The organism is Pseudoduganella sp. GW821-FHT12E03, from assembly GCF_058807115.1.
Genome location: NZ_JBXAQJ010000028.1, coordinates 1 through 15011, shown reverse-complemented (window position 1 = coordinate 15011; position 15011 = coordinate 1). Strand labels below are relative to the sequence as shown.

Genomic DNA, 15011 nt, shown 5'->3' with positions numbered 1-15011 from the left:
CGCCAGTTGCTGGTCGGCGGCGAAGCGCTCGATCCACGCGCCATCGAACGCGTGTTCCAGGCCGGCCCGCCGGCGCGCCTGCTCAACGGCTACGGCCCGACCGAATGCACCACCTTCGCCCTGTGGCACGAGATCTCCCGCGAAGACGCAGGCGGCGTCTCGATTCCGCTCGGCCGTCCGATCGCCAATACCCAGGCCTATATCCTGGACGGCTACGGCAACCCCGCGCCGCTTGGCGCGCCAGGCGAATTGCATCTGGGCGGCGACGGCCTGGCGCGCGCCTACCTGGACCGTCCCGAACTGACCGCGGAAAAGTTTATCGCCAACCCGTTCAGTTCCACCCCAGGGGCGCGCATGTACCGCACGGGCGACTTGGCGCGCCGCCGCCATGACGGCGTCATCGAGTACCTGGGCCGCATCGACAACCAGGTCAAGATCCGCGGCCTGCGCATTGAACTGGGCGAAATCGCCGCCGCCCTGACGGCCCTGCCTGAATTGCGCGATGCGGCCGTGCTGGCGCGCGAAGACCAGCCCGGCGATAAGCGCCTGGTGGCCTATGCGGTACCGCATCAGCTGTCCGATTCCATCCAGGAAGCCGTCCCCGCATTGCGCGCCGCGCTCCTGCGTACGCTGCCTGACTACATGGTGCCGGCCCACTTCGTCTTCCTGGAACAGCTGCCATTGACGCCAAACGGCAAGCTCGATCATCGCGCCCTGCCCGCTCCCGACATGAACCGCAACATGAGCGGCTACGTTGCCCCCCGCACGCCGACGGAAATCAAGCTGGCGGGCATTTGGGCTGAACTGCTCAAACTCGACCAGATCGGCGTGCAGGACAATTTCTTTGCAATGGGTGGCCACTCGCTGCAATGCGTCCAGATGTTGCATCACATCAAGGACAACTGGGACACGAATATTCCTCTGGCCAGCCTGTTCACGACGCCGACATTGGGCGCCCTGGCTGCGCTCCTCGACGACGATAGCCATACCGGCTCGCTGCTCGTGCCGCTGCAAGCCCACGGTGATGGACCGTCGTTGTTCTGTGTACACCCGGTGGGTGGCAACGTAATCGCATACCGGGAACTGGCCCTGCAGACCGGCGGAGCATTTCCCGTCTATGGCCTGCAATCGCCGGAGTTCGCCGAGTTGGGGGCACAGTTCGCCTCACTGAATGACATGGCGCGCGCTTATGCGGAAGTGATCAGGGCGCAGCAGCCACAGGGCCCGTATCGCCTGCTAGGTTGGTCAAGCGGCGGCTTATTTGCACTGGCGATTGCCCACGTGCTTGAAGCGCAGGACTGTGAAGTGCAGTATGTCGGCCTGCTGGACACATTGCCGTTGAATGGCGTCCATGCTCCGGAGCCGGAGGCACTGCTGCGCGCGGCTGCGGTGAACATCCTGGAGGTGTTGCGTGGCAAACCCTTCACTGAAGCCGAACTCACTGCCATGGCGGCGCTGCTTGAGCAGCACGGCATGAGTATTTCCGAATTCATTGGTTCGGAACATCAAGCACTGACGCTGCCCTATCTGCAGGAATGGAGCGCCTCGGCGCTGACGCCGGAAACGCTGCTGCATATAAGACGCCAGATGGGTATCAGCCAGCACCATTTGAGTTTGTTGGCGGGGCACACGCCACAACCGGTCAGGGCGTCCCTGCAGGTTTTCTGGGCCCGCGATTCGGCGGCGGCGGCGGCGCCGTACGTATTCTCCGCCGATGACCACACTGAATTTGTCGATGGTAATCATTACACCATGCTGCGCGGCCCGCAAGCGCGCGTACTGGGTCAAGCAATCGGACAGTGCATCAAGAACTTGACCGAGCTTGTGCCGTAACAACCTTCATCGCAAACGAAATACGATTAAATTGAACAGGAAAGAGATGAGAAAATTTATTACCGAAGGTCCCGGATTACCGCAGTGGTCATCGCCAATCAGCCATGCAGTGGTGGTCAACGACATGTGCTATCTGAGTGGACAATTGTCAGTCAACGAAGCAGGGCAGTATGTCCCCGGCACTGCGGCCGACGAGGCCAGGCGTGCGTTCGCCAATCTTTTCCGTGCGATCGACGCGTCTGATTTTCAAGTGTCGGATTTGGCATTTGTCGATATTGCGTTCCTTGATTTGGCGGACCTGCCGGACGTCAATGCGGTTTACGCCGACCTGTTCAAGGAAGGAGCGCGTCCGGCTCGTACCATTTATCAGGCGGCGGCGCTGCCATATGGTGCACGCGTCAAAGTGATGGGGGTGGCTATTCGCGAATCCAGCGGCGGCGACGCACGGTGCGCAAGCGCGCTTCCCGCATCAAGTGCGTTACCTGCTTGAGGCAGGCATGTTCGCTCCGCGTGGCAGGCGCGGCGCGCCTGCTGAACCGCGCATCCTGATGCGCTCCGGATTGGAACTTGGCGGGTGCGGCCGTTGCCACGGCCACGCTGCCCTCCTTGGGCACCCTGGAACTGCTCCACCAGGAAATCAAGAAGCGCCCGCGCCCGTATAGTCTGGTTGCGCCGGCTCGGATAATAGACAAACAAATCCGCGCTGGGCAATGCAAACTCGGGCAACATGATCTTCAGCCTGCCGCTATCGAGGTATTGGGCCACATCCCATTCCGACCGGATCAGGATGCCATGGCCATCCAGTGCCCAGCCGAGCACGATATTGCCATCATTGCTGCACAACATGCCATGCACCGTAAGCGGGCAGGCCTATTTGCGGTTCGATGTCAGTGATACCGGTATCGGGATGGATCAGGAGCAGTGCGCCCGGATTTTTCCCCCTTATGAGCAGGGGGACGGCACGATCCATCGGCGGTTTGGCGGGCCCGGATTGAGACTGCCGATCGCGCGGAATTTTGTTTCCTTGATGGGGGGAATTTGCAGCTGGACAGTCAAGTCGGGCAAGGCAGTCGCTTCTGTTTTACGTTAGCCCTTGACATGGAGGAGCAAGAAGCCCGGCAAGTTTATAGCGTATTGGAGGGACTGCGGTTGTTGGTGATTAGTGAGAGCGCCACAACGGTCGAGGCGGTCCATGCCATTGCTGTGCGCTATGGCATGCTATGCGCCAGCGCATCGACAGCCAGCATGGTATTGGCCACGCTGCACGCCGATGCGGACGGCACCTGTGCCCATGATGTGGTGCTGGCGTCGGCCAACTTATCGGACATTGACGGGGTAACCACGGCCTGTGCCGCCCGGGCAATTTCTGCGCAGCTGGGTATTGTGTTGATGAGTGCGGGACAGCAACGTGCGGAACTGATTCAGCATGCCGAACCCGGCACGGTGGATATGTTTCTGACGCAGCCGATCAGTGGCAACGAGTGGGCGCAGGCGGTTGATAAATGGGCCCGGGAGCGGCGAAATGCGGCGTGTGTTTCCCCTTGGGCGCTGTCACGACCGCTGCAGCACTAGTCGCGCACTACGTGGTCGTGCATGCAAGGCGGCGTCCCGTCGCGCGCCGCAGGCGGACAACGCCGGAATCATAGCCCGGTAAGCATCCTGGCCATGGCGACTCAGCTGCGCGTCAGGGTGACGCTGATGCCTTCGGCCAGGATTTCGTGCAGCCGGCCGGCTTTGGCCGCCGGCGCGTCGGTGCGGACCACCGCCACATTGTCGAGGACCGTGACCTCGACGATCATGACGCCGCTGGCGGCGTGCCGCCCGCCGTGCATCACCAGGGCGGGCGGCCGGGCGGCCAGCGCGTCTTCCAGCGCATCCATCAGCGCGTTGGTGGCCGGCACGACGGGCAGGCGCTGCAAGTAGGCAAGGCTGTCGCGCACAGCGGCTTCCAGGACCGCGATGCGGGCCTCCTTTTCATCGTCAAGCATGGGTGTCTTTCATCAGGTTTTGTTCCGAGAAACCCCGCCCTTCAGAGGCTGTCGCAAAACGTTTTTTGCGATCATTCCAGGCCCGGGCGAGGTTGTGATTGAGGGCGCAAGCCTAAAATACGCGGCATGCGGTCGAAAAATGCGTATCGGGCTTCTGGGACAGCGTATAGAACGGCGTAACGGTAGGAAAACAGTGCCCTCAGCAGGGCCACCGCCCTGAATAAGTTATACGCCATGACATGCAGCCCAAATTCACGTGTTACCGCCGGTAGCCCGCAACGGCGGAAGCGGTCCAGGCCCTGCTGACCGCGCAGGCTGCTGAACGCTGGCTCGACGATTGCCTTGCGCTGGCTGAAAATATGGCGCGTCTGGTGATGCTGCATCACGAAACGAAGTGCATCCCGTTGTTCATCTTCGGGATAGCGCTTGATGCGCTGCCCCTGAGCGGCCTTGGTACAGTTCGCGCGCAGTTGGCAGTGTGCACAGCTCGATGTCGCATACACGCTCGCTGCTCGTGTGCGCGGTGTTTCTGCACATCGGGAAATGACGATCAAGGTTTGGCCGGCGGGGCATCGGTAGGTGTCGGTATGGGCGTCGTAGCTGAATGCATTCTTGTGATACAGGCCGTCTTCCTTGGCCTTGGCTGGCCACTGGCCCTCCGGACACAACAAGCTGATATTGCGTTCGAGCGTCGCGGCGATCACTTCATCATCAAAGTAACCGGCGTCGAGCAGCAATTCCTTTGCCTGTTGTCCGGTTACGCGTTTGCTTTGGTTAAGCATGGGCGCGATCGCCTTGGTTTCGCTCGATGGATCAAGCGCGAATGCGGTAACGATCCGGTGGGAGTTAGCCAGCACCGATGCCTTGTACGATGCCGCAAACCCGCGTCCACGCTTTAGGCGCTGTACCATTGTTTCCGGCTCGCGGCCACTGATCCGCAAGGTCTCGACGTTATTGCCGCCATTGCGGCGGGCGTTCTGGCGTTGTTCAAAGAGCCTCAGGCATTGCGCACCGCGTTCCTGTTGCCATTGCGCCGCAGGATCATCCGGCGTGCGCTCGATTGCCTGGCGTGCGGCGGTGGCGCGCGCCTTGACGGCCTCTTTCTTGAGTAGATCGTAGTGCGAGCAGGCCGCGTCGATCACCGTGCCGTCACCGGCCAGCCGCACTTCGCCTCCCGAAACCGTGGTTCTTAAAATCGACCGGGTCAACGATTCAAAAAAATCCTTGGTCAGCGATGCTTCATGCAGGACGATAAAGCGGCCGATATTGGCATGGTCCGGCGCGATGCCGCCGGTGACCCACATACAGCCCAGATCAAGCCGTACCATCCGTTCCAGTCCGCGCAAGGAATTGACTACTTGCATCACGCCGTACAGGATCAATCCAGCCATCAGTCTCGGCGCATAGGGCGCACGGCCAGTGGCGGCGTAGCGCTGCTCGAAGGCATGCCAGTCTTGCCCTTCCAGCAGTCGGGCCACGGTAAATGGCGCATGCTGTCCGGAGCGTTTCAAACGCTCTTCCAGCTGGATTGTCCCCAGAAAGATGGCACGCGGGTTACCCGTCACGAAGCGCCGGCCATTGTCAATCGCAGTTTGCAGCAACGGCTCGTCTACGCTGGCTGGCACGCCGCCAAACAACTCGTACTGTGCATCGTCGGGTGATCGCAATTTCCTGGTGCTGCACATCGTTGTGTCCTAATCTCTTATCCGGCGAAATATTTTATAGGGCAAGGGTGGTTTTTGCGACACCCTCTTTAGGGAAGAGAGGACATCAATATTGTGACGTGTAACGGAAATTGGCACGGTGGATCCGGGGATGCGCAGTATTGGGCACGCCATTTGAAAACTCAATGCCATCGATGTCGAGGCACACTCACTTTCACCGGTGAAAGTGAGTGTGGCGGCTTATTGTGCCGCCGTCGGTTTTTATAGGTAATTGCTTGCGTGGCAAATAGCCCATCCATTTGGAATACTTGCCGTTGTCATCCACCGGCGCAACGGAACGGCTGGTCATCACCGACCCGTTGACCGTTCTGAACAATGGAGTATCCCCGGATCAGGCGTCTCTCCAGGACTACGCCCGGCGCATGGTGTTGCGCGTCCCACGTGTCCCTCTTGGTGCCGTATACCAGCCATTCTAAGCCCGCAATGACATTCGATGAATCCATGCCTGGCCGACGCAGGGCTCGCGCGGACCATTCACATCCGGGCGGGTGCGAGCCATCGACGGACTGCCCAACTAAATTTGCAACTAACGGACGGAATTTAGTAAAATCACAAAACCAGCCCCCTCTGATCAAGCAAAACATTCAAAATAAGCCACCGGCTCTGTACACTGCCACCCCGTCTATAGACTAATCGCGGCATGGAGCTCCTGTGTTTGTTAGTTGCAAAAATTACTGTGCGCTATGACGCTTGACGCCAATTTTCTCGCATGGGACCGCGACCCGATGGCGGCATTCACGGTGCTGCTGCACGCCCCGGCTTTTGCCACGACCAGCCGGCGTCGCGGCCACGCGCATCCGGCACTGTCGGACGCTTCGGCGCGGGTGTATCGGTTTATGTTCGGACGTTTCACGCAGTGGATGGCGGAACACGGTTTGCGCATGTCGACCGTGAGCAGCGCCGACCTGCACGCGTTCCTGTCCGAACGCGTCTGCGGGTCCCGCCGGATCAACAGCAGCATTGCGCACCGCTACGTCCGGCTGCTGGAACGCTGTTTCGATTGCCTGCAATGCGGCGCCAATCCCGCCAGGTCGGCCCTGCTCGATGCCGCGCGTGGCGCATATGTCTTGGGCCACGACGCGCAGATGACGGCGCTGGACAGGGAGCAGACGGTGCGATTCCGCGCCGCCCTGCCCGGCCTGGCCGAAGGTTGGAAACGCCACCGCGACCGGGTCATGCAGCTGGTCATGCTGTGCGGCGGGCTGAAGGTGGCCGAAGTCATCGGACTGCGGCAGGACGAAATCAGCGACCAGCCTGGCCTCGACGGATCGTTGGCACTGGCCCTGACACCGGCCGGCAAGCAGCCGTCGAGTTATCCGCACGTGGCCATGCTGCGGGCCGACGCGGTGCCGGAACTGCATGCCTGGCTGGCGCTGCGGCGCGCGTTACCGATTCCCGGTGCACTGGTGTTCCCGGCGAATAGTCGCGGGGCGCCATTGCACAAGTCGACGGTCTACCGTCAGGTGCAAGCCACGTTCGCCCGCGCCGGCCTGACCCCGACGCGCGAGGGCGGCAGGACGCTGCGCAACACGTTTGCCATCCAGGAACTCGACGCCGTGACGATTGCGGAACTAACCGCGCACCTGGGGCTGGCCCTGCCCCGTTCAACGCGCCATTATGTGGCGGCAAAACAGCGCTTGGCGTAAGCCGGCGCCGCACGGGGATTAGGTGGCCGGGCGCCGCAACACACCGAGTTGCTGCACATAGCGGACGATATCGTCCGCGCCGGGTTCACCCCACAGTTCGGCGGCGTACCACATCGACAGCAGCGAACGTGTCACACCATGGTCGACCGCTTTGGCAAACGTTGCCAGCTTATGGCCGGTTTCCTGCGCCTTAAACCGGTCATACACCGCTTCGCGCTCCTCCGGCGCAAGTTCCTTGTACAGTTCCAGCGCGTCGCCGGCGCGGGCCGCCAGGAACATTTCCATCACGCCCGGCCCATCGGCCTGTTCCTTGTCCACGCTCTTTTTACGGGACAGCTTGGTTTGGTGGGCGGCCGTCGCCACACCGCCTTTTTCCAGCGCCCACTTGAAGTAGCCGGCCGGTGAATCAAGCGGGGCCACGCCCGGTTGCGCCATGCGTGCCTTGACAAAGGACAGCGTGGTGCGCACCCTGGCGCCGTCATACATCGCCAACACATCGGACGCGTCTTCCTGCCCCAAACCGAGCGCCATGACTTCGTGCATCAGTTCCATGTCGATCACCGGTGGCATGGTAAAGCCAAGCTGGGGCTGCTTGTTGTATTCGACGCGGAACTGCAACCGCTCCACCGTGCGGCCGTTCTTATGCTCGATCAGCTCGACGTCGATGTCCGTCAACGCGTTGATTTCCGCGATGGCCGGCTTGATGACGTCGCGTTTGAAATATTTGTAGGGCGGCAGTTCCAGATCCTTGTTGACCGGATTTCCCGTCAGCGACCCGTACCAGTATTCATACGGTTCGATCGAGGTCACCTTGGTGGGATTGGTGGCATAGCGCCGGCAAATCTCATACAGCGCCAACGCCGCGCCGGAGCGCAGCACACCCTGGTACAAGATGCTGAGCTTGGTGTAGGTCTGCGGCGCCATCACGGTTTCGTACACCTCCGGCGGGAACGCGAAACCGACCCAGACCTGGCCCTGGGCACTCTTGAGGCCCTTGGGGTTGACGATGGAAACACTGGCAATCAACCGCTCGCTGGTCCACTGGCGGTCATTTTCCAACAGCAGTTTAATGTCTTGCAGCTCGGTGATCTGCTGCTTGAGGTTGGCGGTGTCGTTACTGTCGTAATGCGCGTCGCGCGCCAGCTGGGACAGGCGCACCCAGAAGTATTTTTTTGCGGCCGGCGTATCGATCGGTGCGTTGGCCCCGAGCTCCTTGGCCTCCTGCGCATGGTACATCAGCGCATTCAACAATTTGCGGTTTAGCAAAGTCAGCTTACCCGCGATCACCCGCAGACCGATCGCCTCGTTCGATTTTCTTAATTCGCGGCGCTGCTCGGTAAGGGTGCCGGTGCGCGCGGGGGAGAGCTCATTGTTCTTAGTTACTTTTGCCATGGGACAGGGCGGGAGGCGAAAACCAGCCGAAAGGTGAGAGCGAATCGGAGAATTATCTCACCTTTCCGCAGGTTCAAGCCAGTCCCCCCGATCCGTCCGATGCGACACCATACGGATCACGTGACGTCACCGCCAGCCGGCCTCCCGTAGCAGCTCACCTCGCATTGTTCCAGCGCTACTGCGGGTATTTTTCAGCCTTTGCTCCCTGTAATTGCTCACCTCAGCTTGAATTCCTGGCCGCAGACTCCTGTTACGTCTCACCTTTGCTTCCGGTGCGCCCTTTCCTCTCGCTGGAAAAGCTCCACCAGGTCACGAATGTCCCGATGTCTTCCCGTGCAATCTCACCTTAGTGCCGTCCGTGATGGTCCCGCGCCCCGAATCAGCACTGAATGTCCCCACCAACCGGCTCCGGGTTCCTGTTAGAGCTCACTTGCGGTACAACTTCCCGCAGCGGCTCACCTTAGAACACCAAACGTGCATCCGGCTCCTGTGTAATCTCACCTTTCCAACGAATATTGGCGCGCTTCTCCTGTTCCATCTCACCTATCCGCATCAATAAGCGGTTCGACGCAGGAACTTTTGCGTAATCTCCCTGTATAAGCTCACCCTTAGCCCGGCGTCAGCGCCGTCAAATGCGCAGCGAGGCCGGCAACCGCCCTCAAACTTCCCGGCAAATCAAACAAAGTTCCTGCTAAAGCTCACCTGAGCGAATAAATCATCCAATCTACTCCTGAAAAACCTCACCTAATGGTCCCCACAGCCCTTGAAACACTTTCCCGTATCCACTCCCCCGGATTCCCGGGCAAGCTCACCTTCACAAGAATTAGCTCCTGTCGAGGCTCACCCTATGCCCTGTACCATCTCACCCTGCACCCCGTATCCACTCACCGAAGTCTTTGGAAAACCGCATGGATCCTCGGTTTAGCGCGCTTTAATCTGTATACAATGTGTTAACTGAGTAAACATATTAAGAAGTACTCAATGCGAGCACTCCACACTCCAGTCCCCGTAAAAGCTCACCTCATGAACATTCAGACCGATCCCAGTGCTGCGCACACGTATTCATTAACCATGTTGTGTAACCAATCAACCTCTATCGCCGAAAACATCGACAGATTTGTTGCCTACATGAATTTGTCGTTATGTCGCACCACGCTTATCCGCCCAAAAACTGTACATGTGGACGCGTTGGGCAAGAACAGCGACGGATTTGCATCCAGCCGGGTTCTCATCGAGTGGTCTTGCCGTAATGTTCCCGCGCGGTCTCACCTTTGCTTGAAAAATGCCGATTCCGTCCAGGATGATGTACTCCCGTATCCACTCACCTATGGTCCCGAGGAAGTTCACCTATGCCAATCCGCGTTCCTGCAATGGCTCACATAGGCTCCCGTACCGGCTCACCCGGGTTCCTGCTTCCACTCACCGAACCGGCCGCAAACCCGCACCAGCACTGGCTTTACGTGACCTTAATTTGTAAACAATGTTTTAACCTGTGTTAACTACTCAAATAAACTCAAGCATGCATCCACGTCAACAGCTATCCCCTGTACAAGCTCACCAATGCCTGCTGTCATAGACTTGCGCACGCCAAGCGGCACGATATGTACTCGTGAGCATCCAGAATTTATTACACGATTCCTGCTGGGCCTCACCTTTGCAAGGTGAGCTTTAACAGGAGGAAGAATGATCAATGTCAACACTCCCCTGTGCTTGGCTCGCGAACCAATACTGGAACTTAACGTTACGCTGAATTCGCTGGCAATTGTCTTGGGCAATAACGCCAAAGCTTCACAGCGGGAAATAAGGAAGAAAAAGAAAAAGACGTGCTGGCAAGGCATGCCTGGCTTGTTCAGAAACGAGGAAGAAAAGAAGCGCGCCAGCCCGTGACCAGCGCGCAGTCACACAAACAACTATTCCGACAAGCCGAAACGTTGCTGCAACTCGGCAATCAACGCTGCGCGCTCACGCGAATCAGGTAACACGACTTCCAGGGAAATTTTGCCGGAATCCCAGGTTTTCAATGATCCGATTTCCGCGCCTTCTTTTTGGATTTTGTAAGTCCGCGCGGTTTCCTTGCGTTTGCGCGGCGCGTGAGGTGCCTGCAGCCGCTCTCGCGCCTCCTGGATATCCTTGCGGCTGACATCACCGCCCACCACGCCGCGGGCATAAATCAACGCCTGCTCGACGCCGGCAGCTTGTTCCAGCAACATGAGCTCATACAAGACGCTGACGCCAAACCTGGTTGGGAAATCCTTGACCAGGCTCATTGTGCTGTCGGACAGCTTGAGGGTCGCCAGCGTACGATTCACGCTAGGCAGCGACATCCCGGTCGCTTCCGCGATCTCCGTCTCCGACTGGTAAATTTTTTGCTCCAGCAATTCCTTCCATGCCAGGGCGTTATCCAGCGCGGACTGTTCTTCGCGCTCCGCGTTCTCGCGATAACTCATTTCGTAGAGCTCGCGGTCGGTCAAATCCGGCCGGATCGTCAGCACCATCGGCTTATTACCGATGGTACGCAGCGCACGCTGGCGATAATGACCCGCCACCAGGATATACCGGCCATTGCGGATGGTGGCCAGGCCGGGGGTCTCTTGCCCATGGGCGCCGATGCTTGCGGCCAGTTCATTGACCCGTTCAGGACGATAAACTTTGCGTGCATTGAATGGATTGGGATCGATCTGGTCTTGTGGCACCAGTTTGGTCACCCAGGGCACACCGGGTTGTTCAACAACAGGCGCCACGCTAGCCGACGCGGCTGGCAGTGCCACGGGAACCTCGCCCGCCAATGTCGGTACCGGCTGAGGATCGACGGGATTCGCGTGGGCGAACTCACGCGCATGCGCAAACCGGTTAGTCAGGGTCGGCGCCATGTTCGCTGCCTGCGCCGCACGAGCGGCCATGTTGGATTTGTTGATTTTCATTTCGCGGCCTGTTTTTTCGGTGGCTTGATATCGAGTAGTTTTAACACTTCACGGGCCGCCGCTTCAATTTCAGTGGACGCGGTCGATTTACCAAAGGCGCTCACGATGCAGCCAAATAGTTGGGATTCCGGAAAGGCGTTGCGCATGCCAATTTTCGCCGCCAGGATCGGCAACTGGATGCCCTTCCTCAACGCGTCAAGGCAGACCTCAAATACCTTACCCTTGCGCACCATACTCAACAAGTATGCGGCCTTCAATTCACCTTGTACCTGATTGACGGCGCGCTCCTCGCGTGCTTTTAGCACCAGGTCTTCCGCGATCTTGGAAGCCCATACGTTATCCATCACGGGGACCACCGGGATCAGCGCCAGATCGGCGATCAGCAGCGAGGTCCAGGGAACCGACGATTCGATCGCGGGGGGGCAGTCGATAAGAATGATGTCGTATTTTTCCATCAATGTCTCGACCTTGTTCAGGAAGGCGCTTTTCAATGGCGCCCAGGACATCACCTCGGCCGGGAACGGCGTCTCGTCCTGGGCCTGCAAACGCCAGAGCGCCGCAGTATTTTGCGGGTCCATGTCGACCACAAAGACTTTCAAGCCCCACTGGCCAAACGTGCCCGCCAGCTGCATCGACGTCATCGTCTTGGCACAGCCCCCCTTTTGATTGAACACCGTTATTACCTTCGCGGTCATGGACTGCCCTTTCGTCACTTTCACCGGTGAAAGCCGACACCGATTGGATTTTGGAATTTATGAATATAAGTATAAATCATTTTAAAATATGTAAATAGGTGATTTTTAAAATAGGTCGGCATGAATACGTGCTTTCACCGGTGAAAGTACAAATGCCTTCCCTTCTGGCGCGTATACGCCACGACAACGCATGCGCCTGGATTCCGTGACCGGGGCGCTCACGTCAAATGACATTACGGTAGGAACGTGCTTTCACCGGTGATAGTGCCCTCCGGTTGGTCTTAAGTCACTTTCAACAGGATTAACATGGAACCGGCGGTTGATGCGCGCTTGCCGGCAATCCTCGTTATGGGCGGCAAGCGGCGCCTTCACTGGTGAAAGTGCTGCCATGGGCCGGCACCCATTTTCAGCGTAAATGACACTCCCATGTCTTCCCCACACAACGTGATTAAGCCAATACCCATGGCCATAGCAGTGGAGCAACCTTCACGGATCACTTTCACCGGTGAAAGCACGCGGGCGTCGCGCGTCATGTCCGCGATAGATGAAGTGCTTCATCCCTTATTAGCCAAGCGCAACAAAACGCATCGTATCGTACCGACATCGGAGTAGATAACACTGGGCGCTGTCGCAATCCCATGACGCGCGAGAAGCTAGCTACGCAATGCAATATGCGAATGAACACGGATGCGCCAGGTGAAGGGGAATAGCGTGGTTCTGACGTTGCAGACCGCGCGCAGTCCATGTCAAAGCCGGAATTCGCGGTTCAGTATATGCAGCAACTGAACCGCAGTGGGCATAACCATGCACTAACTGGTGACATCGCGTTCACATGACCATGCCTTGCTTCACATACTGACAAGCGTGACCTGGCCGCATGCAATGGCGGACAACTTAAGGATGTGCTGGGCGGACTGCCACGTTCGTTTTCCAGCGTGGCAGTGCCGTGACGGAAACGGTACTACGTACTTTCACCGGTGAAAGCATGCAGCACCCGCAGTAGAGCAGTAGTCAGCGCCAGGCATGCGTGGGATGCGATAACATGGCGACATCGATAACCTCTGATCGTGTCAGTGCCCTGTTATATCAGTGGTGCCCTCTAGATTTATCGACCGAACGAGTCTCAGCCATTCTGTACCGTGGCTTTTTCACGAATGAAAGCATTCCCAGGCAACGCGATACGGACCTATACCAGTAAGCCTTACAGAGATGTTATCGCGACAAGGTGAGCGGGCAAGGTTGCTAGAAGATAACGCTAGACACTTTCACTGGTGAAAGTGCTTGTCCATGCGACTGTCACTCAACACCTGATTCGCGCACTTGATGCAGGCGTTGCACCGGAAAGTGTGCAACGGATTCGCCGGAGTACCGCGGCGGGCATGTATCGGCTGCACTGAAAAAATGTGGGTTGTTCCATCGCAGAAGCTTTGTTGCCGCGTTTTATGCACAAAGCAAGGCCGGTAATAGACGAACAACCAATGCGTTACCGACCTGGAACGGTGACGCAATAGGTATATCCATCGTCAGCGCTGGCAGTCCCCAGTCGTAAAGTACCGTGGCGGCAGCGCCACCTGGTTGCCGCATTGATAGGGGTCGTGCTGGAGCAGAGGGAGATAACGTTGCTGAGCGTCTCATCCGAACGCTTGCCTCAGCCATTTTCACCGGTGAAAGTGTAGCGCAGCATCGCACAGCTATTAAAAGGAATGCCGCAGTTGAGTCCACTAGCGGTAACGGCTACGCCACAACACCATACATCCTGCAGGCGCTGTCGTTGCAACGCGCAGGGCAACGCTTGGTTCTCTCGGATCTTCACCGGTCAACGCTTCTTGCCATCGTAGCCCGATTCCGGGATCGGTAAACACTCACTCCGCCACACGGTTGAGCAGGAAATTACCTCTTACCGGGCGCGCGCAGTGACAGGAAATTGTCGCCTTATCGACTTCATCCGTCCAGGTGGGACTAACGTGGATATGCCACGTCGTTCAATATAATGGTCAGCGCGCGGCCCGAGTCCTAACTGCACTCGTTGACCCTGGGACACCTCTACACCAGTGAACATCACGAACCGTGAAGGGCAAACCGCGCCTGTATGGCAGCAAGCCTATGTCCCAGCTTTGCCACATGCATTCGTGAAGTCAACCGACAATCCTACCGGTTCCTGTCATCCACTCGCATGGCCGCTTTGTTGTACGCCGCCGTCCGGCTATCGTGAACTGGAAACACGCTCGGTCTCTGACTTCGCGGCAAGCGTCCGTGCAAAGATCGGGACGGCGCAGCGAACTTTCGCCTGTGAAAATTGTGCTTATGGCGAGGGGGACGACTGGCCAGCTCTGCGCAGCATGTCAATGCCGATCAATCCGGCAAAATGATCACCGCGCGTCGCAACAATGACTGCTCGGTCGACGGTAACAATCGACCTCCCAGGGCGAACAGCACTTTGAACCCGGGCGCAACCAGCGTGACCGAAGATTGACGTTGTAAGCGGTCTGGGTCTCCGCGATGGCGCTGGCTATGTTCCTTCGACTTTCAAGGGCGAAAACGCGGTATCGTCTAGTCACATGAACCGCATCGGATGAGCGTTTTGTCGCCAATGAACCAACAAGCGGACGCTGCCGTCTGCGGCCGTGGCGCTGTGATGCCGATGGCTGACCAAGGATATCGGCAACAGCATCTAGTAAGGTATGTTGTCCTGAAAAGAAACCATGGGCGAGAATGCGCGCGATATACTTGCCGGTGGTGGTTGTCAGCTGGGTGCGCCAGAGACTTTCACCGGTGAAAGTGCTTCTCCGTCGCACTGTGGCCATGGGGCACT

The 15011-nt window shown here is 58.3% G+C and carries 11 protein-coding genes and 1 pseudogene; 6 read left to right on the top strand and 6 right to left on the bottom strand.

Annotation, left to right across the window (positions count from 1 at the left end; genetic code table 11):
- Together AC1RRC_RS32970 and AC1RRC_RS32965 are read left to right on the top strand one after the other, a co-directional pair.
- Window positions 1-1833, top strand: a 1833-nt coding sequence (locus AC1RRC_RS32970) for a thioesterase domain-containing protein (RefSeq protein ID WP_493060141.1), incomplete at its 5' end; no start/stop codon positions are given.
- A gap of 46 nt (window positions 1834-1879) precedes the next feature.
- Complete coding sequence (locus AC1RRC_RS32965; RefSeq protein WP_493060140.1) at window positions 1880-2323, top strand: RidA family protein; 444 nt, start codon at window positions 1880-1882, stop codon at window positions 2321-2323.
- 133 nt (window positions 2324-2456) lie between these two features.
- Here the strand turns inward: AC1RRC_RS32965 and AC1RRC_RS32960 are convergent.
- A pseudogene (locus tag AC1RRC_RS32960) lies at window positions 2457-2670 on the bottom strand (LysR substrate-binding domain-containing protein); the annotation flags it as partial.
- Here AC1RRC_RS32960 and AC1RRC_RS32955 point away from each other — a divergent pair.
- Together AC1RRC_RS32955 and AC1RRC_RS32950 are read left to right on the top strand one after the other, a co-directional pair.
- Window positions 2621-2923 carry an ATP-binding protein gene (locus AC1RRC_RS32955; RefSeq protein ID WP_493060139.1) on the top strand — a complete coding sequence of 101 codons (303 nt, stop codon included), beginning with the start codon at window positions 2621-2623 and terminating at the stop codon, window positions 2921-2923. The pseudogene AC1RRC_RS32960 and the gene AC1RRC_RS32955 overlap by 50 nt on opposite strands.
- Window positions 2872-3405 carry a hypothetical protein gene (locus AC1RRC_RS32950; protein WP_493060143.1) on the top strand — a complete coding sequence of 178 codons (534 nt, stop codon included), beginning with the start codon at window positions 2872-2874 and terminating at the stop codon, window positions 3403-3405. Before AC1RRC_RS32955 ends, AC1RRC_RS32950 begins: the two co-directional genes overlap by 52 nt.
- A gap of 101 nt (window positions 3406-3506) precedes the next feature.
- Here AC1RRC_RS32950 and AC1RRC_RS32945 read toward each other — a convergent pair whose 3' ends face one another.
- Together AC1RRC_RS32945 and AC1RRC_RS32940 are read right to left on the bottom strand one after the other, a co-directional pair.
- Window positions 3507-3821 (bottom strand): hypothetical protein, encoded by a 315-nt coding sequence (locus AC1RRC_RS32945; RefSeq protein WP_493060137.1) that lies wholly within the window; start codon window positions 3819-3821, stop codon window positions 3507-3509.
- A gap of 71 nt (window positions 3822-3892) precedes the next feature.
- A complete protein-coding gene (locus tag AC1RRC_RS32940; RefSeq protein ID WP_493060136.1) occupies window positions 3893-5506 on the bottom strand; it encodes a transposase in 1614 nt (537 codons plus the stop codon).
- 722 nt (window positions 5507-6228) lie between these two features.
- Here AC1RRC_RS32940 and AC1RRC_RS32935 point away from each other — a divergent pair.
- On the top strand, window positions 6229-7191 hold the full coding sequence (locus AC1RRC_RS32935) for a tyrosine-type recombinase/integrase (protein ID WP_493060135.1): 963 nt from the start codon (window positions 6229-6231) through the stop codon (window positions 7189-7191).
- 18 nt (window positions 7192-7209) lie between these two features.
- Here the strand turns inward: AC1RRC_RS32935 and AC1RRC_RS32930 are convergent, their stop codons facing one another.
- Complete coding sequence (locus AC1RRC_RS32930; protein ID WP_493060133.1) at window positions 7210-8583, bottom strand: replication initiation protein; 1374 nt, start codon at window positions 8581-8583, stop codon at window positions 7210-7212.
- 1683 nt (window positions 8584-10266) lie between these two features.
- On the opposite strand from AC1RRC_RS32930, the gene AC1RRC_RS32925 reads away from it, so the two are divergent.
- Complete coding sequence (locus AC1RRC_RS32925) at window positions 10267-10470, top strand: hypothetical protein (RefSeq protein ID WP_493060132.1); 204 nt, start codon at window positions 10267-10269, stop codon at window positions 10468-10470.
- Window positions 10471-10493: 23 nt separating this feature from the next.
- Here AC1RRC_RS32925 and AC1RRC_RS32920 read toward each other — a convergent pair whose 3' ends face one another.
- Both AC1RRC_RS32920 and AC1RRC_RS32915 read right to left on the bottom strand, forming a co-directional pair.
- Window positions 10494-11504 (bottom strand): ParB/RepB/Spo0J family partition protein, encoded by a 1011-nt coding sequence (locus AC1RRC_RS32920; RefSeq protein ID WP_493060130.1) that lies wholly within the window; start codon window positions 11502-11504, stop codon window positions 10494-10496.
- Window positions 11501-12199, bottom strand: coding sequence for an AAA family ATPase (locus tag AC1RRC_RS32915; RefSeq protein WP_493060128.1), 699 nt, complete (start codon window positions 12197-12199; stop codon window positions 11501-11503). Before AC1RRC_RS32915 ends, AC1RRC_RS32920 begins: the two co-directional genes overlap by 4 nt.
- Window positions 12200-15011: the final 2812 nt, after the last annotated feature.

Bases quoted from the DNA above. Each gene is read 5' to 3' on its own strand.
- AC1RRC_RS32965 (WP_493060140.1), top strand. From the start codon at position 1,880: ATGAGAAAATTTATTACCGAAGGTCCCGGATTACCGCAGTGGTCATCG.
- AC1RRC_RS32935 (WP_493060135.1), top strand. From the start codon at position 6,229: ATGACGCTTGACGCCAATTTTCTCGCATGGGACCGCGACCCGATGGCG.
- AC1RRC_RS32920 (WP_493060130.1), bottom strand. From the start codon at position 11,504: ATGAAAATCAACAAATCCAACATGGCCGCTCGTGCGGCGCAGGCAGCG.
- AC1RRC_RS32945 (WP_493060137.1), bottom strand. From the start codon at position 3,821: ATGCTTGACGATGAAAAGGAGGCCCGCATCGCGGTCCTGGAAGCCGCT.
- AC1RRC_RS32925 (WP_493060132.1), top strand. From the start codon at position 10,267: ATGATCAATGTCAACACTCCCCTGTGCTTGGCTCGCGAACCAATACTG.
- AC1RRC_RS32915 (WP_493060128.1), bottom strand. From the start codon at position 12,199: ATGACCGCGAAGGTAATAACGGTGTTCAATCAAAAGGGGGGCTGTGCC.
- AC1RRC_RS32930 (WP_493060133.1), bottom strand. From the start codon at position 8,583: ATGGCAAAAGTAACTAAGAACAATGAGCTCTCCCCCGCGCGCACCGGC.
- AC1RRC_RS32940 (WP_493060136.1), bottom strand. From the start codon at position 5,506: ATGTGCAGCACCAGGAAATTGCGATCACCCGACGATGCACAGTACGAG.
- AC1RRC_RS32955 (WP_493060139.1), top strand. From the start codon at position 2,621: ATGCCATGGCCATCCAGTGCCCAGCCGAGCACGATATTGCCATCATTG.